Origin of the sequence: Hydrogenothermus marinus (assembly GCF_003688665.1) — a bacterium.
Taxonomy (GTDB): Bacteria; Aquificota; Aquificia; order Aquificales; family Hydrogenothermaceae; genus Hydrogenothermus; species Hydrogenothermus marinus.
Genome location: NZ_REFO01000011.1, coordinates 59,972 through 85,623 on the forward strand (window position 1 = coordinate 59,972; position 25,652 = coordinate 85,623).

A 25,652-nucleotide genomic window follows, 5' to 3' on the forward strand; every position below is an offset into this window, starting at 1 on the left:
AGGATATAAATGAAAAAGGGATTTTCTTTAATAGAAATATTAGTTGCTATAGTAATTATTCTTTTGGTATTAGGGGGAGCTTATATTACATATATTACTATTTTAAAAGGTTTTTTTAAAGAAACTACTTCTATTGAAACACAGATAGAAACATCTGTTGGAACTGAGCTTTTAAGATTAGATATAGAGCATGCTGGATTTGGACTTGGTAGTTATCAACCTGATTTACCTATAGAACTTAATAATAGTCAGTTTATAGTTAGAACTAATTTAAATAGTACGAATATAATAAAAGATAATTCAGCTAAACCTGTTTATTGGGCTTTATTAAGTTGTGATTATTCTGGATATTCTAAAGATATAACTGAAGAAGGAGATATAGAAAATATACCTTCTTCTGAAAATGCTAATTATTTATATTTATCTGCATTAGATAAAAAGTTTATAAGTACATCAACTAATTTAGCTTGTCCTCAAAAAGACGGATATAATATAACAGGTAAAATGCTGGTAATACCTTATGATTCTACAGCAACAAATGGATGTGACAATCAGTTTTGTTATAAAATAATTTATAAGTTAAGTTCCACACAAAATTTAAATAATTGCAACCCTAAAACAAGAAATCTATTAAGAGCTGTAGGTAAAAGCTTTGGAGAACCACTTCTAAACTGTGTATCATCAATAAAATATACATTTGATATAGATACAGATGAAAATGGAACTGTTGATCTCCCAGATTCTTCTTTTGAAAATTTAGATATAAATAGTGATGGTAAAGTAGATGCTCAAGAAGTAAAAAATTTATTAAAAAAAGTAAATATTTATATTCTTATTCAAGAAGGCAAAGAAGATGGTAGTTTTAATTTTACAAATTATAAAACCTGTAGTACTGCTCCTACTGATAGTAGATTATCTGATAAATGTGTAGAAGCAGGAGATCAAGAATTGCCTTTACCGAAAAATTTTGAACATTATAGATGGAAAGTTATTAAACTTTCAGTAAAACCTATGGATTTATAAGAGGCTAATTATGAAAAGTGAAAAAGGTGTTGCATTAATCACTACATTAGTTTTAGGATTAATTGCTTTAGTTATAGTTGGCGGACTTATATATATGCTCACTTCAGGAACTCAAATATCTGGTAAAGAGAAAAAATATTCTCTTGCTTTAGAAGCAGCAAAAGGTGCATCAGAATATATAATAGAAAAAATACTATCAGGAAATTTAACATGTGGTGGTAATCCTTGTAGTGATGGGAATAATATAGATTTAGGTAGTTACAGTAATCTTGGTGGTTTTAATGTAAGTGCTAAATTATTAAAAAAAATAAATACAACTACAGCTACTGTATTCGCCATTGAAATTAATGCAAATTCAGGAGAAGAAAGAGCTTCTATAGATTTTGTATATAGTTTAAGTCAGTAAAGATAAAAGAAAATCATTCAGTTGTATGCAATTTCAAACAAATTTTACAAATTCATTTATATTTCTTCTCCATGCTCTTGGAAGTAGTTTTACTCCTTCTTTTAAATAACCTACAGCAATTATCATAATTACTATTTTGTTTTCTGGAATATTAAACTCTTTTTTTTATACATTCTTCATCCATACCATCCATAGGATGAGTTTCTAAACCTAATCCTTTTGCAGCTAACATGATACTCATTGCATATAAAGAGGCATTTTTTACAGCAAAAATTTTTCTTTTAGTACTATCTGGTGAACCATAAAGATTTAAAGCCATATTTCTAATAGTTTCTTTTTTTCCCGGTGTAATATATCCAAGCTCTTCCCAACTTTTTAATACTTTATCTATATTTTTTTCAACTGCATCTGGATCTGCAATTATAATCAGATCTACAGATGCTTCCTCTACTTTCTCTTGATTAAAAGCGCATTTTTTTAAAATCTTCTTTTTCTCTGGATTTTTAACAACTATAACCTACCATGGTTGTAAGTTAAAAGATGATGGAGATAAATTTGCTATCTCAAGAAGCTGTTTTAATTTTTCTTCTGGAATTTCTTTATTTGGTTGAAAAAAATTTATAGATCTTCTTTCTTTAAATGCCTGAATAATATCCATAACTTATTCCTCTTTGCTTTTTAAAATAAAAGTAGATATCTTTTTATGAGATGTCAAGATAAAAAAATAAAAAAGGCTTCTTTAAAGAAGCCTTTTTAGTTTAGTATCCTTTTTTTTGTATTTGAGTAATTTTCTTTTAAATATTTTATGATTATTTTTGCATCATGTTCTGAAATTGGTGCTTTAAAATCATTTATCATAGAATGAACAACATGTTCCCATAAATGTTTACCTGATTTACCTTCTGATTGATCAAATATATATCCAGGAGAGTGGCACATTAAGCAGTTTCTCTCAAAAACATCTTTTCCAGGAGCATCTTTCATTTTCCAGTTAAAGTAAGGCAGCTTTATTTCTTTTACTTCTGCAAAGGATGCATTTATAACAAAGATAGAAACTAAAAATATTGCTAATTTTTTCATACTTTATTCCTCCTTTTAAACTATTTTTATTGTAATGCTATCAAGACCATTCCACATATAACCACCAGGGTTCCAACCTGAGCCATAAGGTTGTTCAATTCCATCTTTATTTATTGCTTTAGCTAATACTTTTACATTTCCAGTTTTATTTGCTTTAAAGTAATAGAACCAACCTCTAAATGAGTATCTTCCAAGTTCTGGTTCAAGATTTGCTGGTTTCCATGTTTTTCCATTATCAAAAGATAAAAGTACAGTTTTTATTCCTGCTCCACCATCAAAAGCTACACCAGAAATTTTTACAACTTCTCCTCTTCTAAGAACAGTATTATTTTTTGGTTTTGCAATTATTGATTTAACATCCATAAAAGATATTACTCTTTTTCTTTTAGGTTTTTCTCCAGGCTCTACACAATGGCAAGCATTATCAGGGATATGATATGCTTTTTCCATCCAGAAATTTTTTAATTTTTCATTTAAAACTGTTATTGTTGTAACAGATTTTATCCAATGGGTAGCATACCATCCTGGAACTACAAGTCTAATTGGAAATCCATTTAATAAAGGTAAAGGTTCTCCATTCATTTCATAAGCAAGAATAAGATTTTCATATAAACATTTATCAATATGAAGACTTCTAATTACATCAGGAGTTTTAGGATATGGTGCTTTATCAAGTCCATCAAAAGCTACTTCTATACTATCTGGTTTAACTCCTGCATATCTTAAAACATCTGAAAGTCTTACTCCTGTCCATAAAGCATTTCCCATACTTCCATAAGTCCACTGGGTACCTGTAGGAGTTTGCTGTTTTTGATAAAATGCCCTTCCATTTCCTGAACATTGTAAAACTGCATAATAAGAAACTGGTTCAAATTTTGTTTTTAAATCATCTAAGGATAACTCAACCTCTCTATTTACATTACCTGTAATTTTTAATCTCCAAGTAGCTGTATCAACTTTTGTAGGAATATCTGCTAAATGCCATCTTACAAAAAAAGCATCATTTGGAGTAATTACTTTGTCAAAGTATTCTCTTGGAGTTTCAAGTATAGGAGGTCTATCTGCATGCAAAATTAAAGGTTTTTTTGTTGGATACTTTACAAGTGGTGGATAGTTTTCAATAGATATTTCAGAAGGATTAGCAAAAGCTTTTTCTATAAGTGAATTCCCAACTGTTGCTGCACCTGCCAGCAACAACCCTTTTTTTAAAAATTCTCTTCTTGAACTCATTTGGAATATAACCTCCATAAAGTTTTGCAAATATTTATATAAAAATTAAATTAAATTAAAGTTTTTGTAAAATAGATAAAATCTATAGATATATTTAAATGAAATTAAAATTAGATTAAAATAGTTAAATCAATCCTAAAATGACAGAGAGTAAAGCAGTGATTTCGGAAAATATTAAACAAAAATTAAAAGAAAGATTTAAAGAGCTTATAGATGAAGTAGAACTTGTACTTTTGAAAAAAGAAGAAAATCAATTAACTCAGCAAATAAAAGAACTGCTTGAAGAAATATCTTCTTTAAGTGAAAAAATAAGTTTTAAAGAAGAAGAAAAAGAATGTCTTTTAAATCCTTGTATTATTATAAAAACAAAAGAAAAAGATTTTGGTATAAGATATATAGGCCTTCCAGCAGGTGGTGAATTTCAAAACTTTATAGATACTATTTTTATGGTATCAACAAATAATTATAGCCTTTCAGAAAGGACACTAAATATTATAGAAATGGTTGATAAAAAAGTAGAAATAAAAGTTTTCATAACAAAAAGCTGTGGTTGGTGCCCTCTTGCTTTGAAAAAACTATATAGCTTTGCTTTAGTAAATGATAATATTTTTGTTTATGGAATAGATTGTCACGATTTTCCAGATTTTGCAATAAAATATAATGTTTCAACTGTTCCAAAAATTGTTATAAACGATAAAGTTGAATTTGTAGGATATAAAGAAGAAAATGATATATTAGGTTATATTATCTCAGCAGTAGGAAATTAACTTGAAAAATATAGCAGTTCTAGGTTGTACCGGTTCAGTAGGCAGTCAAACCTTAGATATTGTAAGAAGATTTAAAAATAAGTTTAATGTTGTTTTACTTTCAGCATCTAAAATATCTGATAAATTAATCCAGTGTATAGAAGAGTTTAAACCTAAGTACGTACATATTGCTAATGATGAAAATATAAACTTAAAAAATATAAAACTACTAAAAGGTGAAGAAGGAATAAAATTTTATTCACAGCTTGATATAGACTTATACATAAATGGAATATCAGGAATCGCAGGAATTTATCCAACTTACTATCTTTTAAAAAATGGTAAAAAGCTTATAACTGCAAACAAAGAATCAATAATATGTCTTGGAGAACTACTAAAAGAAAGATATAAGGATATTATTCCTATAGATAGTGAGCATTCTGCAATTTTTCAAACTTTAATAAACTTAAAAAAAGAAGAAGTTGAAAAAATATATTTAACATCTTCAGGAGGGCCATTTTTAAATTATGATAAAGAAAAACTAAAAAATGTTTCTATAGAAGAAGCTATTAATCACCCAAGATGGAAAATGGGTAAAAAAATCTCAGTAGATAGTGCCACATTAATGAATAAAGCCCTTGAGGTAATTGAAGCTCATTATCTATTTGATTTTGATTATTCAAAAATAGATGTTGTAATACATCCTCAAAGTATAATACATTCTATAGTTGAACTTATAGATGGTACTATGTTTGCAAATATGTCTCCAACAGATATGAGATATCCTATAGCTTATGCATTATTTTATCCGGAAAGAAAAAATATAGGTATAAAAAAATTAAAGCTTACAGAAATAGGTAAGTTAGAGTTCTTAAATCCAGATTTAGAGAAATTTCCACTTTTAAAAATAGCTCTTGAATATGCTAAAAAAGGTGGAGCTTATCCAATAGTAATTACTGCAGTTGATGAGTTTGTAGTAAAAAAATTTTTAAATGGAAAAATATCTTTTACAGATATTCCATTTTTAATTGAAAAAGTATTAAAAAAAGCTAAATTTTCTAAACCAGAAAATCTTAAAGATATATTTAAAATAATCAATGAAACAAAAAAATTATTGGAGGAATAAATGGCAACAGCAATTGGATTTTTAATATTACTTGGAGTTTTAATCACTATCCATGAATTTGGACATTTTATCTTTGCAAAAATGTTTGGAGTTAAAGTAGAAGTATTTTCTATAGGATTTGGTAAACCAATATTTAGTTGGAAAGGAAAAGAAACTACATATCAAGTAGCAATTCTTCCTCTTGGTGGCTATGTAAAAATGTATGGCGAAGATAGCATGACAGAACCTATACAAGGAGAGTCAGAAAAAGATAAAATAGATCCTCGCTCATTTTCAGCAAAACCAAGATGGCAAAAAATATTAATAGCTTTAGCAGGACCTCTTTTTAATATTATTTTTGCCTTATTTGCTTTTGCTCTTGCTTATATGATAGGAATTCAACAACCAGCCTACATGGAAAAACCAGTTGTTGTTGGATATGTAGAAAAAGAAAGTTTTGCAGAAAAAGCAGGTATAAAACCTATGGATAAAATAATTGCTGTAGACGGTGAACCTGTAGAAAATTGGAAAGACTTTTTAATAAAAATAGGCTTAAAAGCAGGTAAAAAAGCAAACTTAACAGTGTTAAGAAATGGGAAAAAAATAAATATTACTGTTCAAGTACCAGAAAATATAAATAAAGATAGAATAGGAATTGCACCAGTTATTCCTGTGAAAATAGGGAAAATTTTAGAAGGTTCCCCTGCAGAAAAAGCCGGCTTAAAAGAAGGAGATATTATACTTGCTGTAAATGGCAAACCTGTAAAAACTTGGTATCAGTTTGTAGAGATAATTTCTAAAATTAAAGAACAAAAACCAATAAAATTATTAGTAAAAAGAGATGGAAAAATTATTTCAATAGATGTAATACCTCAATATAACTCTCAGTTAAAAAAATATATTATTGGAATATCACCTGCTTTAGAAACAAAACTTGTAAAATATCCATTTACTGAAGCTATAGAAAAAGCTTTTGAAAAATCAGCAGATCTTACAGTTGCTTTATGGAAAGTTATAAAAGGATTGGTAACAGGGGAAGTGTCAATAAAAACTCTTGGAGGACCTATTGCTATTGCTCAGTTTTCAGGACAAGCCCTTGAATCAGGTATATCTACATTTTTATTTGCAATGGCATTTATATCTTTACAACTTGGTTATTTAAATTTACTTCCTATACCAGTTTTAGATGGTGGACTTATAGCTATTCTTTTAATTGAAAGTATAATAAGAAAACCTTTACCAGAAAAAGCTAAAGAATATTTAGCTTATATTGGATTTGCAATTCTTGGTACTCTAATGATATTTGTCATTTTTAATGATATATTAAGAGTATTACAATAATATATATAAATATAAAATTATTATGAGGATAAAAGGATGACAACAAGAGTTGGAATTATTGTTTTAAGCGGAACATTAGACAAAGTATTACCTGCATTTGTAATTGGTACAACAGCAGCTGCAATGGGAATGGAAGTTGGTATGTTTTTTAGCTTTTATGGCATTAATGTACTACACAAAGAAAAATATAAAAATTTAAAAGTTGCGCCTGTTGGAAATCCTGCAATGACAATGCCATTTCCAGTACCTCAAATTCTTACAGTAATGCCTGGCATGGTAGATTTTGCAACTTCAATGATGAAAAATATGATGAAAAAAAATAAAGTGCCTCAACTTGAAGACTTAATACAACAAGCAATTGATTTAGATATAAAACTTTTTCCTTGTAATACTGCTTTACAGCTCTTTGGATATAAAGCTGAAGATTTACTTGAAGGTGTTGAAAAGCCTGTAGGTGCTTCTACATTTTTAAATTTTGTAAACCAAGCAGATAAACCTATAGTTTTAAATTTCTAAGGGGATTATTCCCCTTTTCTAACCTTTCTACACTTTTTATAATTTTAGAATTTGATACTAAGGTCTTAATAACTTTATTAGAATTAGAGTAAATATAAATTAGATAAATACTAAAAATAGATATTAAAACACCAGCTATAATTCCAGATATTCTATCGGCAATGGATAATATTTTAAACTTTTTCATAAGAAATTTATCTATTAATCTATGTAAAATCATAAATGTAGAAAAAATAAAAAGAAAAATGAAAAGAAAAGAAAGGATTTTTAATACTATCTGATTTGTTTGAAAATAGTTTTTTAATACGGAGATTAGAATATCATTAAATTTTAAAGCAAAAATTACACCTGTAAAACCTGCAATAAAGTTAAAAACCAAATAAAAAAATCCCTTATATCCCCCTATAAGCAAAACACAAAAGAAAAATAAAATAAAAATTAAATCAATCATAAAACAATCGATATTAAATCTTATTTAATTAAAATTCAACTTTTTAAGAAAGTTTTTCTTTAACAATTTTACTTACAACAGAGCCATCTGCTCTTCCTTTTACCTTTGGCATAACAGCCTGCATTACCTTTCCCATATCTTTTATAGAAGATGCTCCAACTTCTTTTATAGTTTCCTCAACTATCTTTTTAATCTCTTCTTCTGTAAGCTGCTCAGGTAAAAAGCTGGAAACTATCTCATATTCCTTTTCTTCTTTTTGTGCTAAATCTTCCCTTCCAGCTTCTCTATATTGTTTCGCAGCTTCTTTTCTTTGTTTAGCATATCTTTGAAGAACTTGAATAATTTCCTCATCGGTAAGTTCTTTTTTACTATCTATTTGAAACTTTTTAATTTCTGACACAAGCATTCTAATTACAGAAAGCCTTTCCTTGTCTCCAGATTTTAATGCTTGCTTCATTTCATTTTGTAAGTCTTGCAAAATAGGCATTATAAAACCTCTAAATTTATATAAATTATAATAAACCTTTTTTCTTTAATGCTTTTATAAGTCTTTTTCTAGCAGCTCTTTGTTTTCTTTTTCTTTTTACAGAAGGTTTTTCATAAAATTCTCTTCTTTTCATTTCTGTTATGATACCTTCTTTTTCACATATTTTTTTAAATCTTTTTAAAGCTTTATCAATGCTTTCATCAGGTTTTACTTCAACTATTGCCATTAAAAACGCAACCTCCTAAAATAAGATTTTATCAAAATAGAATAACTTATTTTCCATTGAAAAGTCAAATTTTTATAACATCATATAGGTCTTCTTTATCTTCGTAATATAGAATTATTTGAAATTTTTCAAGATTAGAGAGAATATCAAACATTTTTTCTTTTTTTAGTTGGATATGTTTTGTTTTTCCTGATAAATCTATAATGTCTTCAGGGTTTGAATTTTTTATACTAAAAATTTGATTTTCAGATTTCCATACTCTTTCTATATTTCCCATAAAAGGATGTTCTTGCTCTTCTATAGGAAACATATCTAAAAGTTGCTTATCGGTAATTTCTATTTCTATTTCTTGTGGAAAATATCTTTTAAGTTTAAACTTTTGCATAAATATTATTATATCAAACTAGAAAATATAAAAGGTAGGGGGTTTTCCCTACCTTTATATTTATTATTCATTAAGAGCTTCGTAAACTTTACCAACAATTTCTTCAGAAGGTTTGAGAGTTTTCTTACCAGGTTCCCATTTAGCAGGACATGCTTCTTCTGGATGACCAATTAGATAAGCATTAGCTTCCATTTTTCTTAAAAGTTCATCTGCATTTCTTCCTACATTATAGAAATTAACTTCAGAGCTAACAAGTTTTCCTTCTGGAGATATGATAAATGTTCCTCTTAAAGCAAGTCCAGTTTCACAGTCATAAACTCCAAACATTCTTGAAACTTTTCCTGTAGGATCTGCACCCATTGGGAATTTTACATTTTCAAGAAGTTTTTCATCTCTATGCCATGCAAGATGTACAAATTTAGTATCAGTTGATACAGAAACTACTTCTGCACCAAGCTCTTTTAATTTAGGATAAACATTTGCAAGATCTGCGAGTTCAGTAGGACATACAAATGTAAAGTCTGCTGGATAGAAGAAAAGAATTGTCCATTTTCCTTCTTCTTTAGCTTGTTTTAATGAGAATGTTCCAAATTTACCTGTTTCAGGCTCATAAGTTTCCATTTCAAAATCTGGTACTTCTTGACCAACTAAGATTACTTCTTCTGACATTTTGGCACCTCCATAGATTTATTATTGTTATTAATAATTATTCCTAATTATTTAATATTTTTTAATGATTTTTCTCATATAGCTATATCTGAAATAATAAAATCTATAGATGTCTTATTATTAAAGATAGAAATTTTTGGAATATATGCAATATCTATTTTCATTCCTACTGAAAGTTTATTTACATAATTTTTAGCATTCCACCATAATGCTTGATATACATTTTTATTTTCATCTCTAAGATAAAATTTAAGATGTAGATTTTCTTTACCTACAGTCATAAAATCTTCTATTCTTAATCCTCTGGCTAAGAATATTGGAAAAGGATTTTGTTCTCCGAAAGGTTCTAATATTGAAAGCTGTTTAAAGGTTTTTTCATTCCAGTAGGAAAGGGGAATTTCCATATCTATTTCCAAATATGTTTCTTCTTTTTTTATATGTTTAATTTCTTCTTTTAAAACTTCTTTTAATTTAGGAATATTAGATGTCTTTATAGAAAAACCTGCAGCCATAGAATGACCACCAAATTTTTCAAATAAATAAGAATGTTTATGGAGTATTTTATGAATATTTATATTTGGTGTACTTCTTACAGATGCTACTGCTTTACCATTATTAACAGCAAGTACTATAGAAGGTACTTTATATTTTTCAAGAAGCCTTCCAGCTACTATTCCTATTACTCCTTGGTGCCAATTTTCTCCATGTACAACAATAATCTCTTCAGGAGATTTCTCATTTATTGATTTTTGACATTCATGAAGTAAATTTTCTGTAATTTTTTGTCTTTTTTTATTTAAGGCTTCAAGTTCATTAGCAAGTATTTTACTTTGTTTAAAATCTCTTGTAATAAGGAGTTTTACTGCTTTTTTAGCATCATCTAATCTTCCTGCTGCATTTATTCTCGGTGCAATATGAAAGCTAATATCAAAACTATTTACACGACTTAAAGCTATATTTTGTAGTAAAGCTTTAATACCTACTCTATGTCTTTTATTTATCTCTTTTATTCCTTCTTTAACTAAAATTCTATTTATTCTTGTTAAAGGTACAACATCTGCTATAGTTCCTATGGAAACAATATCTAAGTATGGTTTTAGTTTAATATTTAGATTTAGATGCTTTCTAAGCATTATCATAAGATAAAAAACAATTCCAACAGTTGATAAATGCTTAAAATATGGATTTATATTATCAAAAAGTTTTGGATTTAAAATATTTACATTTTTGTAAAACCAGTTTTTATCTTTTGGCTCATGATGGTCTAAAACGAAAACTTGAAGTCCATTATCAATAGCAAATTGTAGCTCTTCATAAGCGCTTGTACCACTATCAAGAACAATTAAAATATCTGCTAATGTTGATATTTTTTTTATAGCAGCTTTATTTAATCCATACCCTTCAGAAAATCTACTTGGTATGTAATATCTTACTTTTACTCCTATGTCATATAAAAAGTTGGAAAGAAGAGCAGTACTTGTTATACCATCTGCATCATAATCACCATAAATTGCAATTCTTTTTCCTTTTTTTATAAGATTAGCAAGTTTTCCAGAGATCTCTTCAAGTTTTATGAATAATGAAGGGTTTAACAGATTTTTTAGGCTTGGATATATACTTTCTTCAGAAAGATTTTCTCCAAATAGTTCTTGCCTATTATATAAAAGCTGGGCTAAAACTTTTCCATATTTTTTTATTAAATAATCAGGAGGATTGTTTTTCTCAGATAAAACAATCCAAGCCTGACCTGTTAAACCTTTTTGCATTTTTATTCCTTATTTATTTTGAAATTTGGATTATATCATATTATAGTTAATTATATTAAATTTAACAGAGGTTGAAGGAGAAATTAAAATGGCAAAAATTATAAAATTTAATAAGAAGAATGACAATAATAAAGAAAGTAAAACAAAAGAAAATGGTTCAGAAAATTCAAAAACCTTAGCATTTAAAAATGAAAAAGAAAAATCAGTAAATATTGAAAATATAGAAGATTCTTTAAAAGAAGCTATTTCAAACTACATAAAATCTGTTTTTGCTGTAAAAGAAATTTTAGAGATAGAAATAGTTTATAAAGAAAATAAATTTACAATTGGAGTTTTAGGAGGTTTAGTTTATGAGCATAAAAGAAGAGGCGGGCCATTTATAGCTGATTTTATTGCAGAATGTATAAAAGAGAAAAATAATATAAGGGTAATAGAAGTTGCTTTTGCTGAAGGTGAGCCAGATTTATATATGAGTATTTTAAAAACTTTAAAAGCAAAAAAAGCGCTCCCTAAAATAGAAGCTTAAATCATAGAAAATATTTTTAAATATGATAAACTTAAAAATTAAGTTTAAAATACGAGGTTTTTAGAGATGGGTTTTCAACCACTTAGAATAGGTAAATATGAAATAGAATATCCAATAATACAAGGTGGAATGGGAGTTGGTATATCTTGGGAAAATTTAGCAGGAAATGTTTCTAAACATGGCTGTCTTGGTGTAGTTTCTTCTGTAGGAACAGGTTATAGACATCCAAATTATGTTCGTTTAAAAGATGGAAGACCTGTTGGAAGTAAATATATCCACAATAAAGAAGCTTTAACAAGAATTATACAAGATGCAAAAGAAATAGCAGGTGGAGAAAAAGCAGTAATTGGAGTTAATATACTTTGTGCAATTACAGACTATGGAAGAGTTGTTAAAGATAGTATAGAAGCAGGAGCTAATATTATAATATCAGGAGCAGGACTTCCTTTAAGACTTCCTGAGTATGCAGCAGGAACAGATGTTGCACTTGTACCAATAGTTTCTTCTGCAAGAGCTTTAAGGGTAATATGTAAACATTGGAAGAAAAAATATAACAGACTTCCAGATGCAGTTGTAGTAGAAGGACCAAAATCAGGAGGGCATCAAGGAATTCCTTATGAAGACTGTTTTAAACCTGAATTCCAACTTGAAAATCTTGTTCCTCAGGTTATTGAAGAAAGGGATAAATGGGGAGACTTTCCGGTTATTGCAGCAGGTGGAATTTGGGATAAAAAAGATATAGAGTATTATTTGTCTCTTGGGGCTGCTGGTGTTCAAATGGGAACAAGATTTGTAGGTACTTATGAATGTGATGCATCAGATGAGTTTAAAAAAGTAATAATAAATGCAAAAAAAGAAGATATACAGCTTATTAAATCTCCAGTTGGATACCCTGCAAGAGGTGTTATTACAAAATTACTAAAAGATATTGAAAAAGGTATTGCTCCTGAAGTCAAATGTGTATCTAACTGTGTTGTACCATGTAATCATGGTGAAGAAGCTAAAAAAGTAGGATATTGTATTGCAGATAGACTTGGAGATGCATATCTTGGAAGATATGAAACAGGTTTATTCTTTAGTGGTTCTAATGGATATAGAATAAAAAGATTAGTACATGTAAAAGATTTAATAAGAGAATTAGTTGAAGGGGTTCCTTCAGGACAAGATATTCCTGAAGAAAATTTTGCTAAAAAAATATGATATTGATAATAGATTGAATAATTTTATAAATTAATATAATATAATGCTTTCTATAAATCTCTTATTAGAGAGGTGTTTTTTATGTCATTTCAATTTACAGAAGAACAGATTAAAAGGTATAGCAGACATATAATCTTGCCAGAAGTTGGTGGAAAAGGGCAACAAAAACTTTTAAATTCAAAGGTTTTAGTTATTGGAGCAGGTGGGCTTGGTTCACCATCTTTATATTATCTTGCAGCTGCTGGTGTAGGAACAATAGGAGTTGTAGATTTTGATGTTGTTGACTTTTCAAACTTACAAAGACAGATAGTTCATGATACTTCAAGAGTTGGAATGCCAAAGGTTGAATCAGCAAAAAAAACATTAGAAGCTTTAAATCCTGATGTAAAAGTAGTTGCTTATAATGAAAAAATCCACAAAGGTAATGTACTTGATATAATCAAAGATTACGATATTGTTTTAGATGGTTCTGATAACTTCCCTACAAGATTTTTAGTTAATGATGCTTGCTTTTTCTTAGGAAAACCTTTAGTTTCTGCGGCTATTCTTAGATTTGAAGGACAGTTAACTACTTTTGATTATAGAAATAAAGAAGAATCTCCTTGTTATAGATGTTTATTCCCAGAACCTCCACCTCCAGGGCTTGTTCCAAGCTGTCAAGAAGCAGGTCTTCTTGGTGTTGTTGGTGGTATTATGGGAACACTCCAAGCAAATGAAGCATTAAAACTTATTTTAGATATTGGAGAACCTTTAATTGGAAAGTTATTAACTTTTGATGCTTTAACTACCGAGTTTAATATTGTAAAACTAAGAAAAGATCCAAAATGTCCTTTATGTAGTGAAAATCCAAAAATTAAAGAGCTTATAGAATATGATCCTGAAACCTGTGAAATAAGATTTTAAGAGAGGTTTATAATGGAGTTTGATAAAGAGTTAGATTTAAAAGGTGAGGTTTGCCCTTTTACCTTTGTTAAAGGCAAATTAATGATAGAACAGATGAAAGAAGGAGAAGTTTTAAAAATAATTTTAGATTATAAACCTTCAGTAGAAAATGTACCTAAAAGTATGAAAGATGAGGGACAAGAAGTATTAGATGTTAAGCAAGTTGGAGATAACTTGTGGGAAGTTTATGTAAGGAAAGTAAAATGAAATTACTATTTATAATGGCAAGCAATCCTTACTCAAATGATTTTAATACTTTAGTAAAAATGTCTCAAGCATCTTTAAGTAGAAAACATGAAACAAGTATATTTTTTATGGGTAATGGTCTTTATTCTATTGTTAGAGATGAAATAAAACAGCTTGTAGAAAATGGAGCGAAGGCTTTTTATTGTGCTCATAATGCAGAACAGAGAAAAATAAAACCAGAAAGCTGGGCTGAAAGCAGTAGTATGTATGGACTTGCAAAACTTATAAAAGAAGCAGATAAGGTTATTATTTTAGATTAGAGGAAAAAATGGCAAAGAAAAATCTTACAGTTATTATAAGAACAAATCCATTTAGCTGGAAAGCATTTGAAGCTCTAAGACAAGCTGTTGGTAGTGCAATGGAACATAATGTAAATGTTATCTTTATAAGAGATGGTGTTTATACATTAACAGATTGGAATCCTAAATTAATAGGAATAGAACCTTTTGATAAATCTATATCAGCTCTTGGAATGATGGAAGCTAAAATCTATGCAGAAGAAGAAGCAATAAGAGAAAGGGGTATTAAATTAAAAGATTGGGGTGTAGATATAAATATAAAACCTAAAGAGGAAATCTGCGAATTAATAAAAAACTCTGAGGTTGTTTTAACATGGTAAATACAGTATGGTTGATAAAAAGGCCTGCAGATTTCCCTGAAGCAGACTTACTTGAAGATAATGATATGATTATTCTTATCCAAGATGCTGTATTAAGAATTCCTTCTATAGAAAACTGGCTTGCTTGTGAAGAAGATGTTAAAGCAAGAAATATTAAATTTCCTGAAGATAAGCTTATATCTTATGAAGACATTATAGATATAATAGAAAAGGCAGAAAAGGTAATTGTCTGGTAAAAAATTAGCTATTACCTTAGGCGATCCTGCAGGTATATCTCCCGAAATACTTGTAAAATCTGTAGAAAAACTTCCTCCTAACATTTATATTATTTATGGTTCAAAAGGAATAATTGATTTTTATTTGAAAAAGTATAATAAAAAAAGTCCTTTTGTTGAGATAAATTCTCCTAAAGAAGCAAAGAATAAAGGATTTTATTTAATAAATATATACGACAAAAATTTCATACCTTCAAAACCTTCAAAAGAAACTGGAAAAGCATCAGTTTTATATCTTGAAAAAGCAGTAAATGATATTTTAAATAAAAAAGTAGATGCTCTTATAACTCTTCCAATATCTAAAGAATACGTAATGCTTTCAGGTTTTAAATATGCAGGACATACAGATTATTTAGCAGAAGTTTCAAAAGCAGAAGAATATTCTATGGTTTTAATATGTGAAAAACTGAAAGTTGCTTTAATAACAACTCATATTCCTTTGAAAGATGTAGCTAAAAATATAACAAAAGAAAAGGTTTACTCAAAAGTAAAGCTTGTAGATAAAGAACTAAAAGAAAAACTTAAAATAAAAAAACCTAAAATAGCCCTTTTAGGTTTAAATCCTCATGCTGGAGATGGAGGAAATATTGGAAAAGAAGAGATTGAAATACTAATTCCTGTAGCCGAAAAACTAAGAAAAGAAGGAATAGATATTACTAATCCTTTATCTGCAGATACTGCTTTTAATAAATACAAAGAGTTTGATATATACATAGCAATGTATCATGATCAAGGATTAATACCTTTAAAATTACTTTGTTTTAGAAAAGCAGTAAATATTACCTTTGGACTTCCTTTTATAAGAACCTCTCCTGACCATGGTACAGGCTTTGATATAGCAGGACAAGATAAAGCTGATCCATCTTCCTTGATAGAAGCTGTAAAATTAGCAGATAAATTAATTTAAATATTCTAATAATCATAATTTTATATAATCAGATAAACCTGATATAATAAACTAATCACAAATTCATCTAAGGGGTCAGTCTATTTATGATTAAAAGATATACTTTACCTGAAATGGGACAAGTTTGGTCTGAAGTAAATAAGTTTAAAAAATGGTTAGATGTAGAAATAGCTATATGTAAAGCTTGGAATAAACTTGGCAAAATACCTGATGAAGCATTAAAAGAGATAGAAGAAAAAACCTATATAGATGAAAAAGTTGTAGAAAGAATTCATGAACTTGACAAAATTTATAATCATGATGTTTTAGCTTTTGTCACTGCAGTAGCTGAGCAAGTTGGTGAAAATGGAAGATATATACACCTTGGAGTTACATCTTCTGATGTTATAGATACTGCCCTTGGTCTTTTAATGAGAGAAGCAATAGATATACTTTTAAAAGATATTGATCAACTTTTACCTATTTTAGAAGAAAATGCATTTAAATATAAAGATACAGTTATGATGGGAAGAACCCATGGAGTTCATGCAGAACCTATGGTTTTTGGCCTTAAGTTTGCTCTTTGGTATGAAGAGATGAAAAGAAATAGAAAAAGATTAGAGCAAGCAAAAGAAGTAGTTTCTGTTGGTGCAATATCAGGAGCAGTTGGTACATATTCAAATATAGATCCAATGGTAGAAAAATATGCTTTAGAAGAACTTGGATTAAAGCCAGAACCTGTTTCTAATCAGGTTGTTCAAAGGGATAGACATGCCCAGTTTATGACTGCAATGGCAATTACTGCTTCTTCTCTTGAAAAAATAGCAGTTGAGATAAGACATTTACAAAGAACAGAAGTATTAGAAGCTCAAGAGCCTTTTAAAAAAGGTCAAAGAGGCTCATCCGCAATGCCTCATAAGAAAAATCCAATAACATGTGAAAGAATTACAGGACTTGCAAGAGTAATTAGAGCAAATAGTATTCCAGCAATGGAAGATATAGCTTTATGGCATGAAAGAGATATATCCCATTCTTCAGTAGAAAGAGTAGTCATGCCAGATTCAGCAATAGCTCTTGATTATATATTAAATCTTACAATTAAAGTTTTAAAAGATTTAGTCGTTTATCCAGAAAGAATGAAAAAAAATATGGATTTATCAAAAGGGCTTTATTTTTCTTCAAAAGTGCTTGTTGCTCTTGTTGAAAAAGGACTTTCAAGGGATGAGGCTTATGATATTGTTCAAAGAAATGCAATGAAAGCTTGGGATACAGAAGGATTAATGTTTAAAGATGCATTACTTCAAGATGAAGAAGTAACTAAAAGACTTTCAAAAGAAGAGCTTGACGAAATCTTTGATGTTAATAAATTCTTAAGGAATGTTCCATATATATATGAAAGAGTTTTTGGAAAATATTAATTAAAGGAGTTTTTATATTGGAAAATTTAAAAGAAAGAAAAGCAGTAAGAAGCGATATAAGGAATATTGCTATTATTGCCCATGTTGATCATGGAAAAACTACATTAGTAGATGCCCTCTTAAAACAAAGTGGTACTTTTAAGGAAAATGAAGAAGTAGAAGAAAGAGTAATGGATAATATAGACCTTGAAAGAGAGCGCGGAATTACAATTATGGCTAAAAATACTGCTATAAAATACAAAGATATCAAAATAAATATTGTAGATACACCGGGGCACGCAGATTTTGGTGGAGAAGTTGAAAGAACTTTAAAAATGGTAGATGGTGTAATCCTCTTAGTGGATGCAGCAGAAGGACCTATGCCTCAAACAAGATTTGTTTTACAAAAAGCTTTAGAAGCAGGACTTACACCTTTAGTTGTAATTAACAAAATAGATAGACAAGATGCAAGAATAAATGAAGTAATAGATGAGATATATGATTTATTTATAGATTTAGATGCAACGGAAGATCAACTTGATTTTCCAATTATATATGCCATTGCAAAAGATGGCATAGCAAAAGAGAATTTAGAAGATGATTCTACAAATATGAAACCTTTATTTGAAAAAATAATAAATTACATGCCTGCCCCTACATATGATCCAGAAAAAGGTTTTCAATTTTTAATAACTTCCCTTGATTATGATAATTATGTTGGAAGATTAGCAATTGGAAGAATTTTTAATGGATCAGTAAAAGTTGGTCAGCCTGTATCTGTTATAAAAAAAGATGGAAAAATTATAAAAGGAAATATTAGAGCTTTATATACATATGAAGGTTTAAACAAAGTAGAAGTAAAAGAAGCAAAAGCAGGAGATATAGTAGCAATAGCAGGAATTGATGATATATATATAGGTGAAACTATTGCAGATGCAGAAAATCCAGAAAGTTTACCACCAATTACAGTTGAAGAACCAACTATATCTATGATTTTTTCTGTAAATGATTCACCTTTTGCAGGAAGAAGTGGAAAATTTTTAACATCAAGACATTTAAGAGATAGATTATTTAAAGAAACATTAACAAATGTTGCTATAAGAGTTGAAGATACAGAAAATCCAGAAGCATTTTTAGTTATGGGTAGAGGAGAGCTCCAGCTTTCTATTCTTGCAGAAATGATGAGAAGAGAAGGATATGAGTTTCAAGTTTCAAAACCAGAAGTAATCACAAAAGAAGAAAATGGACAAAAATTAGAACCTGTAGAAAGGGTAGTTATAGATATTCCGGAAGAATATGTTGGAATAGTTACAGAAAAGCTTGGTTCAAGAAAAGGAAAAATGATAAATATGATAAATCATGGCTTTGGTAGGGTAAGACTTGAATTTTTAATACCATCAAGAGGATTAATTGGATATAGATCCGAGTTTAAAACAGATACAAAAGGAGAAGGTTTAATAAATGCTATATTTGAAGGTTGGGAACCTTGGGCTGGAGATATAAAAACAAGAAAAAATGGAGCATTAGTATCAGATAGAAAAGGAGTAGCTACTCCTTATGCAATTAATGGACTTCAAGATAGAGGTATTATTTTTATTGACCCAGGAACAGAAGTTTATGAAGGAATGGTAGTTGGAGAACATAATAGAGATAATGATTTATGGGTAAATATTACAAGAGAGAAAAAGCTTACAAATATGAGAGCAGCAAGTGCAGATGAAGGAATAAAAATAATTCCTGCTAAGAAGATGGATTTTGAAAAGGCTATGGAATGGATAAATAATGATGAGTTAATAGAAGTTACTCCTGATGCTATTAGAATTAGAAAAAAAGATTTAAAAAAATAAAAATTAGAAGGTAAGTAGCAGGAAAATAAGAAAGGAGGTAAGTATATGAAATATAGGACATATAATATTAGGACATTTGAAAACATTCCACAGGTAAAAAATTCTTTATCAGAAAAAGAGATTTTTGATATAAAAGTAGTAGCTAAGGTTTTTCCTTTTAAGGTAAATAATTATGTTATAGAAAAACTGATAGATTGGTCTGATCCTTTAAATGATCCTATTTTTAGACTTACATTTCCTCAACGAGGAATGCTTACAGATGAAGATTATAATAAGATAGCAACATTATTAAAAAATGGAGAGTCTGAAGAAAAAATAAATAAAGTTGTTCATGATATAAGAATGAAACTTAATCCTCATCCTGCAGGGCAAAAATATAATATTCCAGAAATAGATGGGGAAAAACTACATGGTTCACAACATAAATATAGAGAGACTATACTTTTCTTCCCAAAACAAGGGCAAACATGCCATGCATACTGTTCTTTCTGTTTTAGATGGCCACAATTTATAGGTATAAATGAGCTTAAATTTGCAATGAAAGAGGTTGATATATTAATTAGATATATTAAAGCTCATCCTGAAATTACAGATATATTATTTACTGGTGGTGATCCACTTATAATGAAAACTAAACTTTTAAAACAATATATAGAACCTATTTTAGAAGCAGATATTCCTAATTTAAAAACTATAAGAATTGGTTCTAAAGCTCTTGGATTTTGGCCTTATAGATTCTTAACAGATGATGATGCTCAAGAATTATTAGATTTATTTAAGAAAATTGTTGATAAAGGTTATCATCTTGCATATATGGCTCATTTTAACCATTATAAAGAATTAGAAACAGAAGAAGTTCAAGAAGCAATTGCAAAAATAAGAGAAACAGGTGCAGAAATTAGAACCCAATCTCCAATACTAAAACATATAAATGATAGCTCTGATGTTTGGGCTAAGATGTGGCAAAAACAAGTAGAACTTGGAATGATACCTTATTATATGTTTATGGCAAGAGATACAGGTGCACAACATTATTTCGGAGTACCTTTAGTAAGAGCTTGGAAAATATTCACAGATGCTTTTAAACAAGTAAGTGGAATAGCAAGAACTGTTAGAGGACCTTCTATGTCTGCAACTCCAGGTAAGATTAGAATGCTTGGAATTACAGAAATAAATGGTAAAAAATATATGGTGCTTGATTTCTTACAAGGAAGAAATCCTGATTGGGTAGGAAAACCTTTCTTTGCAGAATATAATGAAGAAGCTTTATGGATAGATGATTTAAAACCTGCATTCTCAGATAAATTCTTTTATGAAGAAGAACTTGAAGAAATTTTATCCAGAGATAGATTAGAAGCAGGAGTTAGTTAATCTTCAAAACAGAACTTAATATTTGCAACTGCCGTAATTACGGCAGTTTCCATTTTTAAAATTAAATTTCCTAAGGATAAAGGAATAAAACCTTTTTTTTCTAAAAATAATACCTCTTCTTCTTTAAAGCCTCCTTCATTCCCAATAAAAATACTAATTGAGTCTACTTTTTTATCACAAAACTGTTTTAAAGTTTTTTCCTTTTCTTTTTCATAAAATAAAAACTTTATATCTGAATCTGGATTTATATCTTTTAACTGTTTTGGGGGTTCTATTTTTAAAGGATAAAGCCTTTTACATTGTTTAATAGAGTTTAAAGCTATCTTTTCCCATTTTTTTAATTTTTTTTCTATCTGTTTTTGCTTTATAGCAGAATTTTTACATATTACAGGTATTAATTTATCCACTCCAAGCTCACTTAAAAAAGGAATAAGATCATCAATTTTAGATAACTGATTTGGAATACAAAGATATAAATCTATTTTTAGTTTTTCTTCTTTTTGATGTATTTTTTCTATTGGATAAGCTTTTAGTTCATTTTTTGAAATTTTTTCTATCTTACATAGATATATATTACCTTTAAGATCATTTAACTCAAAAAAATCACCTTCTTTTAATCTTTTTACTTTAAGATGATGAAATTCTTCTTCTGATAGTATTACAGTAGAATTTTCTACTTTTCCTATGAATCTTGGATAAGACATCTTAAAAAGACAAGGCTTTTAAGCCTCTGCCTTTTGCTTTTCTTCAGTTTTTATCTCTTCTTTTTGAACTTCTGCTTCTATCTCTTTAGCTTTTACAACTTTTTCTTCTTTTTTCTCTTCTTCATCACCACTTAAAGAAGATTTAAAACTTCTAATTCCTTCTCCAAGACCTTTTCCTATTTCTGGAAGTTTTCTTGCTCCAAATAATAAGAGAAGTATTCCAAATATTAATAAAAGTTCAGGTATTCCTATTCCACCAAACATAAAATTTTCCTCCTACATAAAAATTATAAAAATTATACCATTTTTGTTTTTATATCTTGTATAAGCTCTGGCATATGTATAAATCTATGATTACCTCCTGGGTACATTTTTACATATATACCATTTTTTTCAAAATACTCTTTAGTTTTCTTACTATCAAGAAGCTCATCCTCTTCATCAAGATAAACATATACAAAATCTTTTAAATTTTCAAGATTATTAACATAATATTTTTTTAAACTTTCTAAATGCTTTTCAGTAAATTCATATTTTTCATTAGATTTATAGTTAACCTGAGGCCCTACTTGATCTTTCAAAGAAGTATAAGGATCTGTAGAAGGATTTATTAATACTGCAGGTACTTTATATTTATCAGCAAGATATAAAGCATAAAAACCACCTAAGGAAGTTCCAAAAATCCATAATTTATCTTTATCTTTTATAGCTTCTGTAAGAAATTCAAGCTGTTTCATTGCTTTTTCAGGATCATAAGGTAAAGTTGGAGCAATAATATTTTCAGCTCCAAAATCATTTTTTAGATGATTTATTTTATCTCCATATCCTGCAGAATTAAAACCATGAATATACAATATTTTCATTTTAATTTCCCTTATAATATTATTTTGTAATAATTATAAATGAAAAGGATAGAATTTGAAAAAAGTAATACTAAATAAAGAAGGATTAAAAAAAATTAAACTTTTAAATCCTTCAATCTATAAAAAAGAGATTAAAAAATTCCCTGTATTAAAAGTAGAAAAAGGTGAATTAGTAGAAGTTTTTTCAGAGAAAAAAAAGTTCGTAGGAATAGGATACCTAAATCCAGAAAGTAAAATATCTTTAAGAATTTTAACTTTTGAGAAAGAAAATATAGATAAGCAGTTTTTTGAAAAAAGAATAAAAAGAGCAATAGAAAAAAGAAAATCCTTAGAAAATATCACTAATTCTTATAGAATAATCCATTCAGAAGCAGATTTTTTACCAGGACTTATTGTTGATAAATATTCTGATTATATATCTGTTCAGTTTAACACTGCAGGAATATATATCTTTAAAGAAGAAATTGTTTCTTTATTAATAGATATTTTAAAACCAAGAGGTATTTATTATGTTCCAGATGTAGATATTGTAAAAATAGAAAATATTCCTTCAAAAAGAGAAATAATATATGGAGAAATACCTGATGAGATAATTATAGAAGAGAATAATATTAAATTTTCAACCTCTATAAAAGCAGGACAAAAAACAGGATTTTTTTTAGATCAAAGAAGAAATAGGAAAATAGTTTCAGATTATATTAAAAAAGGAGACAAAGTATTAGACCTATTTTCAAATGTTGGTGGATTTGGTATATACTGCTACAAAAAAGGGGCATCTTTTGTACATTTTGTAGATATATCAAAATTAGCAGTAAGCAAGATAGAAAAAAATTGTCAGCTTAATAATGTTAAAAATTATAAAATTACAACAAGAGATGCTTTTAAATTCTTAACAGAAGAAAAAGAAAATTATGATTTTATAATAATAGACCCACCTTCATTTGCAAAAAATAAAGCTCAAATAGAAAATGCAATAAAAGGATACCAATACCTCTTAATTAACTCTATAAAACTTTTAAATAAAGAAGGATATATTGCTATATTTACCTGTTCTCATCATATATCAGAAGAACATCTAAAAAGAGTTTTACTTTTTGCAGCAGAAAAAACAAAAAAGTATATAACTGTTGTTGAGCATTTATATCAAGATATAGATCATCCTTATGTAATTAATATTCCAAACTCATTATATCTAAGAGGATTTTTAGTGAAAGTAGAATGAATACAAAAGAAGCGTTAAAAAAAGCAGTAGATATTTTAAAAAAAGCACAGATAGAAACAGCTGTTTTAGATGCTCAGATAATACTTTCTAATATTTTAAATATTCCAAGATGGAAATTAATTATTGAAGATATAAACCTTTCAAAGAAACAGGAAGAAGAGTTTTTTGAAAAAATAAAAAAAAGAGCAGAAAGGTATCCTGTTGCATATATTATAGAAGAAAAAGAATTTTATGGCCTTAATTTTAAGGTAAATGAAGGGGTTTTAATACCAAGACCTGAAACAGAAATTTTAGTAGAAGAAACATTAAAAAGAATAAAAAACAAAAAAAATCCGATAGGATTAGAAATTGGTATAGGAAGTGGAGCAATTTCTATATCTCTTTTGAAGAATAAACCAGATTTAAGAATGATAGCTACAGATATATCAGATAAAGCTATTCAAGTAGCTATAGAAAATGCTAAAATACATAATGTTTTAAATAGATTGAAAATCATAAAAACAGATAAAATAAGGGGTATAAATGAAAAATTTGATTTTATAGTATCAAATCCACCTTATATTCCTCTAAAAGAATATGAGAATTTAATGCCTGAAGTAAAAAAAGAGCCAAAAGAAGCCTTAATAGCAAAAGATGAAGGTTTAGAGTTTTATAAAGAAATTATAAAAAAAGGAAAAGATTTATTAAAAGAAGATGGATTTTTTGCATTTGAAGTTGGATATAATCAAGCAGAAAAAGTAGAAAATATTCTTCAAAGTTATGGTTTTAAAGCCGAAAAAATAAAAGACCTTCAACAAATAGATAGGGTAGTAATAGGAGAAAAACAATGAATAAAATAAAAGAAAAAGAAGAAATCCTTTTAATAGAAGGACAAAGAAAATTAGAAGGTGTTTTAAAAGTTTCTGGAGCTAAAAATTCAGCTCTTCCAAATATGGCAGCATCAATACTTACAGATGATTATTTATATCTTGAAAATGTACCAGAGCTTTTAGATATAGAAACAATGAGTTCACTTCTTTCTAATATTGGTATAGATGTGCATAGAAATGGTAATTCTATATTATTAAAATTAAGTAAAGAGCCAAATTTAAAAGCAAGTTATGAATTTGTAAAAAAAATGAGAGCATCTGTTCTTGTTCTTGGGCCATTACTTGCAAGATTTGGTAATGCTCAAGTATCACTTCCTGGTGGATGTGCAATTGGAGAAAGACCTATAGATCTTCATATTGAAGCACTTCAAAAAATGGGTGCAGATATAACATTAAAAGAAGGAGATATAATAGCAAAAGCTCCAAATGGTTTAAAAGGAGCAAAAATAGAATTTAGGAAAAAAACAGTTACTGGAACAGAAAATATAATGATGGCAGCTACTTTAGCAAAAGGAACTACAATTATAAAAAATGCAGCAAAAGAGCCTGAAGTAGTAGACCTTGCAAATCTCTTAATAAAAATGGGGGCAGACATTGAAGGAGCAGGAACAGATGAGATAATAATAAATGGAGTGTCCTATTTAAAAGGAGCAAAACATAAAATAATTCCAGATAGAATAGAAGCTGGAACTTTTGCAGTTTTATCTGCTTTAACAGAAGGAAAAATATTAATAGAAAATTATCCTTTTGAATATTTAGAATATGTAAATAATATCTTGGAAGATATAGGAATATCAGTTATAAAAGTTGGAGAAAGAAATGCAGTAATTAAAAGAAGAGAAAATATAAAGCCAATAAATATTGAAACTAAAGAATATCCATATTTTCCTACAGATTTACAAGCTCAATTTATGGTTTTACTCTGTTTTGCAGAAGGAACTTCAATAATAAAAGAAAATATATTTGAAAACAGATTTATGCATGTACCAGAACTTAGAAGAATGGGAGCAGATATAAATCTTGATGGTTTTGGGAAAGTTGCAACAGTTAAAGGAGTTAAAAGTTTAGAAGGAACTATAGTAAAAGCTACAGATTTAAGGGCAAGTGCCGCAATGCTTATAGCAGGATTAGTAGCAAAAGGAACTACAATCATTGAAGATATTTATCATCTTTTTAGAGGATATGAAAAAATAGAAGAAAAACTAAACGGTATTGGAGCAAAAATAGAAAGAAAATATAAGAAAGATATTTAAA

The 25,652-nt window shown here is 28.3% G+C and carries 33 protein-coding genes; 20 read left to right on the top strand and 13 right to left on the bottom strand.

Going from position 1 to position 25,652, the window contains the following annotated elements; genetic code table 11:
- Positions 1–9: 9 nt before the first annotated feature.
- Together CLV39_RS03255 and CLV39_RS03260 are read left to right on the top strand one after the other, a co-directional pair.
- A complete protein-coding gene (locus tag CLV39_RS03255) occupies positions 10–1,023 on the top strand; it encodes a PilW family protein (protein WP_121922808.1) in 1,014 nt (337 codons plus the stop codon).
- A 10-nt stretch (positions 1,024–1,033) separates the two neighbouring features.
- Entirely contained in the window at positions 1,034–1,429 is a 396-nt protein-coding gene (locus tag CLV39_RS03260; RefSeq protein ID WP_121922809.1) for a hypothetical protein, read from the top strand.
- A gap of 151 nt (positions 1,430–1,580) precedes the next feature.
- Here CLV39_RS03260 and CLV39_RS08670 read toward each other — a convergent pair whose 3' ends face one another.
- The 4 genes from CLV39_RS08670 to CLV39_RS03275 all read right to left on the bottom strand — a co-directional run bounded on the left by CLV39_RS08670 (position 1,581) and on the right by CLV39_RS03275 (position 3,739).
- On the bottom strand, positions 1,581–1,748 hold the full coding sequence (locus CLV39_RS08670; protein ID WP_211325043.1) for a nitroreductase family protein: 168 nt from the start codon (positions 1,746–1,748) through the stop codon (positions 1,581–1,583).
- 198 nt (positions 1,749–1,946) lie between these two features.
- Positions 1,947–2,087, bottom strand: a complete 141-nt coding sequence (locus tag CLV39_RS08675) for a nitroreductase family protein (RefSeq protein ID WP_211325046.1) — start codon at positions 2,085–2,087, stop codon at positions 1,947–1,949.
- Positions 2,088–2,182: 95 nt separating this feature from the next.
- Positions 2,183–2,509 (bottom strand): c-type cytochrome, encoded by a 327-nt coding sequence (locus tag CLV39_RS03270; protein ID WP_121922810.1) that lies wholly within the window; start codon positions 2,507–2,509, stop codon positions 2,183–2,185.
- A 15-nt stretch (positions 2,510–2,524) separates the two neighbouring features.
- Entirely contained in the window at positions 2,525–3,739 is a 1,215-nt protein-coding gene (locus tag CLV39_RS03275) for a molybdopterin-dependent oxidoreductase (RefSeq protein WP_170145596.1), read from the bottom strand.
- A gap of 158 nt (positions 3,740–3,897) precedes the next feature.
- Between CLV39_RS03275 and CLV39_RS03280 the strand changes: the two genes are divergently transcribed.
- Genes CLV39_RS03280 through CLV39_RS03295 form a run of 4 tightly spaced genes read left to right on the top strand, consistent with a single transcriptional unit; the run spans position 3,898 to position 7,447 of the window.
- Positions 3,898–4,506 carry a thioredoxin family protein gene (locus tag CLV39_RS03280; RefSeq protein WP_170145597.1) on the top strand — a complete coding sequence of 203 codons (609 nt, stop codon included), beginning with the start codon at positions 3,898–3,900 and terminating at the stop codon, positions 4,504–4,506.
- Between the two features lies 1 nt (position 4,507).
- A complete protein-coding gene (dxr, locus tag CLV39_RS03285; protein WP_121922813.1) occupies positions 4,508–5,611 on the top strand; it encodes a 1-deoxy-D-xylulose-5-phosphate reductoisomerase in 1,104 nt (367 codons plus the stop codon).
- Positions 5,612–6,931, top strand: a complete 1,320-nt coding sequence (gene rseP / locus CLV39_RS03290) for an RIP metalloprotease RseP (protein ID WP_121922814.1) — start codon at positions 5,612–5,614, stop codon at positions 6,929–6,931.
- A 36-nt stretch (positions 6,932–6,967) separates the two neighbouring features.
- Positions 6,968–7,447, top strand: a complete 480-nt coding sequence (locus CLV39_RS03295; RefSeq protein WP_121922815.1) for a DsrE/DsrF/DrsH-like family protein — start codon at positions 6,968–6,970, stop codon at positions 7,445–7,447.
- Here the strand turns inward: CLV39_RS03295 and CLV39_RS08845 are convergent.
- The 6 genes from CLV39_RS08845 to recJ form a co-directional block, all read right to left on the bottom strand.
- Complete coding sequence (locus CLV39_RS08845) at positions 7,428–7,898, bottom strand: CvpA family protein (protein WP_121922816.1); 471 nt, start codon at positions 7,896–7,898, stop codon at positions 7,428–7,430. The genes CLV39_RS03295 and CLV39_RS08845 overlap by 20 nt on opposite strands.
- A 43-nt stretch (positions 7,899–7,941) precedes the next feature.
- Positions 7,942–8,385: a GatB/YqeY domain-containing protein gene (locus CLV39_RS03305; RefSeq protein WP_121922817.1), complete on the bottom strand. Its 444-nt coding sequence runs from the start codon at positions 8,383–8,385 to the stop codon at positions 7,942–7,944.
- Positions 8,386–8,410: 25 nt separating this feature from the next.
- Positions 8,411–8,611 carry a 30S ribosomal protein S21 gene (rpsU, locus tag CLV39_RS03310; protein ID WP_121922818.1) on the bottom strand — a complete coding sequence of 67 codons (201 nt, stop codon included), beginning with the start codon at positions 8,609–8,611 and terminating at the stop codon, positions 8,411–8,413.
- Between the two features lie 64 nt (positions 8,612–8,675).
- A complete protein-coding gene (locus CLV39_RS03315) occupies positions 8,676–8,996 on the bottom strand; it encodes a hypothetical protein (RefSeq protein ID WP_121922819.1) in 321 nt (106 codons plus the stop codon).
- 63 nt (positions 8,997–9,059) lie between these two features.
- The gene (locus tag CLV39_RS03320) at positions 9,060–9,665 is read right to left on the bottom strand and encodes a peroxiredoxin (RefSeq protein ID WP_121922820.1); all 606 of its coding nucleotides are present in this window, start codon (positions 9,663–9,665) and stop codon (positions 9,060–9,062) included.
- Between the two features lie 74 nt (positions 9,666–9,739).
- On the bottom strand, positions 9,740–11,431 hold the full coding sequence (gene recJ / locus CLV39_RS03325) for a single-stranded-DNA-specific exonuclease RecJ (protein ID WP_121922821.1): 1,692 nt from the start codon (positions 11,429–11,431) through the stop codon (positions 9,740–9,742).
- A gap of 88 nt (positions 11,432–11,519) precedes the next feature.
- Here recJ and CLV39_RS03330 point away from each other — a divergent pair, with 88 nt between their 5' ends.
- The 11 genes from CLV39_RS03330 to CLV39_RS03380 all read left to right on the top strand — a co-directional run bounded on the left by CLV39_RS03330 (position 11,520) and on the right by CLV39_RS03380 (position 20,740).
- A complete protein-coding gene (locus CLV39_RS03330) occupies positions 11,520–11,957 on the top strand; it encodes a hypothetical protein (RefSeq protein WP_121922822.1) in 438 nt (145 codons plus the stop codon).
- Between the two features lie 66 nt (positions 11,958–12,023).
- On the top strand, positions 12,024–13,157 hold the full coding sequence (locus CLV39_RS03335) for an NAD(P)H-dependent flavin oxidoreductase (protein WP_121922823.1): 1,134 nt from the start codon (positions 12,024–12,026) through the stop codon (positions 13,155–13,157).
- An 81-nt stretch (positions 13,158–13,238) separates the two neighbouring features.
- A complete protein-coding gene (gene moeB, locus CLV39_RS03340) occupies positions 13,239–14,060 on the top strand; it encodes a molybdopterin-synthase adenylyltransferase MoeB (RefSeq protein WP_121922824.1) in 822 nt (273 codons plus the stop codon).
- 12 nt (positions 14,061–14,072) lie between these two features.
- On the top strand, positions 14,073–14,306 hold the full coding sequence (locus CLV39_RS03345) for a sulfurtransferase TusA family protein (protein ID WP_121922825.1): 234 nt from the start codon (positions 14,073–14,075) through the stop codon (positions 14,304–14,306).
- Complete coding sequence (locus tag CLV39_RS03350) at positions 14,303–14,605, top strand: DsrE family protein (RefSeq protein WP_121922826.1); 303 nt, start codon at positions 14,303–14,305, stop codon at positions 14,603–14,605. Before CLV39_RS03345 ends, CLV39_RS03350 begins: the two co-directional genes overlap by 4 nt.
- A gap of 8 nt (positions 14,606–14,613) precedes the next feature.
- Positions 14,614–14,964: a DsrE family protein gene (locus CLV39_RS03355; RefSeq protein WP_121922827.1), complete on the top strand. Its 351-nt coding sequence runs from the start codon at positions 14,614–14,616 to the stop codon at positions 14,962–14,964.
- Positions 14,958–15,200: a sulfurtransferase TusB gene (locus CLV39_RS03360; RefSeq protein WP_121922828.1), complete on the top strand. Its 243-nt coding sequence runs from the start codon at positions 14,958–14,960 to the stop codon at positions 15,198–15,200. Before CLV39_RS03355 ends, CLV39_RS03360 begins: the two co-directional genes overlap by 7 nt.
- Positions 15,190–16,146, top strand: a complete 957-nt coding sequence (pdxA, locus tag CLV39_RS03365) for a 4-hydroxythreonine-4-phosphate dehydrogenase PdxA (protein ID WP_121922829.1) — start codon at positions 15,190–15,192, stop codon at positions 16,144–16,146. Before CLV39_RS03360 ends, pdxA begins: the two co-directional genes overlap by 11 nt.
- An 86-nt stretch (positions 16,147–16,232) precedes the next feature.
- Entirely contained in the window at positions 16,233–17,543 is a 1,311-nt protein-coding gene (gene purB, locus CLV39_RS03370; RefSeq protein ID WP_121922830.1) for an adenylosuccinate lyase, read from the top strand.
- Positions 17,544–17,560: 17 nt separating this feature from the next.
- Entirely contained in the window at positions 17,561–19,369 is a 1,809-nt protein-coding gene (gene typA, locus CLV39_RS03375) for a translational GTPase TypA (RefSeq protein WP_121922831.1), read from the top strand.
- A 45-nt stretch (positions 19,370–19,414) separates the two neighbouring features.
- A complete protein-coding gene (locus tag CLV39_RS03380) occupies positions 19,415–20,740 on the top strand; it encodes a KamA family radical SAM protein (RefSeq protein ID WP_121922832.1) in 1,326 nt (441 codons plus the stop codon).
- Here CLV39_RS03380 and CLV39_RS03385 read toward each other — a convergent pair.
- From CLV39_RS03385 to CLV39_RS03395, 3 genes are read right to left on the bottom strand one after another with little or no spacing between them, the layout of a single operon-like run.
- Complete coding sequence (locus CLV39_RS03385) at positions 20,737–21,444, bottom strand: RsmE family RNA methyltransferase (protein ID WP_121922833.1); 708 nt, start codon at positions 21,442–21,444, stop codon at positions 20,737–20,739. The genes CLV39_RS03380 and CLV39_RS03385 overlap by 4 nt on opposite strands.
- 18 nt (positions 21,445–21,462) lie before the next feature.
- The gene (tatA, locus tag CLV39_RS03390; protein WP_121922834.1) at positions 21,463–21,708 is read right to left on the bottom strand and encodes a twin-arginine translocase TatA/TatE family subunit; all 246 of its coding nucleotides are present in this window, start codon (positions 21,706–21,708) and stop codon (positions 21,463–21,465) included.
- Positions 21,709–21,740: 32 nt separating this feature from the next.
- Positions 21,741–22,307, bottom strand: coding sequence for a YqiA/YcfP family alpha/beta fold hydrolase (locus CLV39_RS03395; RefSeq protein WP_121922835.1), 567 nt, complete (start codon positions 22,305–22,307; stop codon positions 21,741–21,743).
- A 55-nt stretch (positions 22,308–22,362) separates the two neighbouring features.
- On the opposite strand from CLV39_RS03395, the gene CLV39_RS03400 reads away from it, so the two are divergent.
- From CLV39_RS03400 to murA, 3 genes are read left to right on the top strand one after another with little or no spacing between them, the layout of a single operon-like run.
- Complete coding sequence (locus CLV39_RS03400) at positions 22,363–23,529, top strand: class I SAM-dependent rRNA methyltransferase (RefSeq protein WP_121922836.1); 1,167 nt, start codon at positions 22,363–22,365, stop codon at positions 23,527–23,529.
- Positions 23,526–24,359, top strand: coding sequence for a peptide chain release factor N(5)-glutamine methyltransferase (gene prmC, locus CLV39_RS03405; protein WP_121922837.1), 834 nt, complete (start codon positions 23,526–23,528; stop codon positions 24,357–24,359). Before CLV39_RS03400 ends, prmC begins: the two co-directional genes overlap by 4 nt.
- Positions 24,356–25,651 (top strand): UDP-N-acetylglucosamine 1-carboxyvinyltransferase, encoded by a 1,296-nt coding sequence (gene murA / locus CLV39_RS03410; RefSeq protein ID WP_121922838.1) that lies wholly within the window; start codon positions 24,356–24,358, stop codon positions 25,649–25,651. Before prmC ends, murA begins: the two co-directional genes overlap by 4 nt.
- The last annotated feature ends 1 nt before the right edge of the window (position 25,652 follow it).

Coding starts and splice junctions, on each gene's coding strand:
- CLV39_RS03255 (WP_121922808.1), top strand. CDS start 10: ATGAAAAAGGGATTTTCTTTAATAGAAATATTAGTTGCTATAGTAATT.
- CLV39_RS03260 (WP_121922809.1), top strand. CDS start 1,034: ATGAAAAGTGAAAAAGGTGTTGCATTAATCACTACATTAGTTTTAGGA.
- CLV39_RS08670 (WP_211325043.1), bottom strand. CDS start 1,748: ATGGCTTTAAATCTTTATGGTTCACCAGATAGTACTAAAAGAAAAATT.
- CLV39_RS08675 (WP_211325046.1), bottom strand. CDS start 2,087: ATGGATATTATTCAGGCATTTAAAGAAAGAAGATCTATAAATTTTTTT.
- CLV39_RS03270 (WP_121922810.1), bottom strand. CDS start 2,509: ATGAAAAAATTAGCAATATTTTTAGTTTCTATCTTTGTTATAAATGCA.
- CLV39_RS03275 (WP_170145596.1), bottom strand. CDS start 3,739: ATGAGTTCAAGAAGAGAATTTTTAAAAAAAGGGTTGTTGCTGGCAGGT.
- rseP (WP_121922814.1), top strand. CDS start 5,612: ATGGCAACAGCAATTGGATTTTTAATATTACTTGGAGTTTTAATCACT.
- CLV39_RS03295 (WP_121922815.1), top strand. CDS start 6,968: ATGACAACAAGAGTTGGAATTATTGTTTTAAGCGGAACATTAGACAAA.
- CLV39_RS08845 (WP_121922816.1), bottom strand. CDS start 7,898: ATGATTGATTTAATTTTTATTTTATTTTTCTTTTGTGTTTTGCTTATA.
- CLV39_RS03305 (WP_121922817.1), bottom strand. CDS start 8,385: ATGCCTATTTTGCAAGACTTACAAAATGAAATGAAGCAAGCATTAAAA.
- rpsU (WP_121922818.1), bottom strand. CDS start 8,611: ATGGCAATAGTTGAAGTAAAACCTGATGAAAGCATTGATAAAGCTTTA.
- CLV39_RS03315 (WP_121922819.1), bottom strand. CDS start 8,996: ATGCAAAAGTTTAAACTTAAAAGATATTTTCCACAAGAAATAGAAATA.
- CLV39_RS03320 (WP_121922820.1), bottom strand. CDS start 9,665: ATGTCAGAAGAAGTAATCTTAGTTGGTCAAGAAGTACCAGATTTTGAA.
- recJ (WP_121922821.1), bottom strand. CDS start 11,431: ATGCAAAAAGGTTTAACAGGTCAGGCTTGGATTGTTTTATCTGAGAAA.
- CLV39_RS03330 (WP_121922822.1), top strand. CDS start 11,520: ATGGCAAAAATTATAAAATTTAATAAGAAGAATGACAATAATAAAGAA.
- CLV39_RS03335 (WP_121922823.1), top strand. CDS start 12,024: ATGGGTTTTCAACCACTTAGAATAGGTAAATATGAAATAGAATATCCA.
- moeB (WP_121922824.1), top strand. CDS start 13,239: ATGTCATTTCAATTTACAGAAGAACAGATTAAAAGGTATAGCAGACAT.
- CLV39_RS03345 (WP_121922825.1), top strand. CDS start 14,073: ATGGAGTTTGATAAAGAGTTAGATTTAAAAGGTGAGGTTTGCCCTTTT.
- CLV39_RS03350 (WP_121922826.1), top strand. CDS start 14,303: ATGAAATTACTATTTATAATGGCAAGCAATCCTTACTCAAATGATTTT.
- CLV39_RS03355 (WP_121922827.1), top strand. CDS start 14,614: ATGGCAAAGAAAAATCTTACAGTTATTATAAGAACAAATCCATTTAGC.
- CLV39_RS03360 (WP_121922828.1), top strand. CDS start 14,958: ATGGTAAATACAGTATGGTTGATAAAAAGGCCTGCAGATTTCCCTGAA.
- purB (WP_121922830.1), top strand. CDS start 16,233: ATGATTAAAAGATATACTTTACCTGAAATGGGACAAGTTTGGTCTGAA.
- CLV39_RS03380 (WP_121922832.1), top strand. CDS start 19,415: ATGAAATATAGGACATATAATATTAGGACATTTGAAAACATTCCACAG.
- CLV39_RS03385 (WP_121922833.1), bottom strand. CDS start 21,444: ATGTCTTATCCAAGATTCATAGGAAAAGTAGAAAATTCTACTGTAATA.
- tatA (WP_121922834.1), bottom strand. CDS start 21,708: ATGTTTGGTGGAATAGGAATACCTGAACTTTTATTAATATTTGGAATA.
- CLV39_RS03395 (WP_121922835.1), bottom strand. CDS start 22,307: ATGAAAATATTGTATATTCATGGTTTTAATTCTGCAGGATATGGAGAT.
- prmC (WP_121922837.1), top strand. CDS start 23,526: ATGAATACAAAAGAAGCGTTAAAAAAAGCAGTAGATATTTTAAAAAAA.
- murA (WP_121922838.1), top strand. CDS start 24,356: ATGAATAAAATAAAAGAAAAAGAAGAAATCCTTTTAATAGAAGGACAA.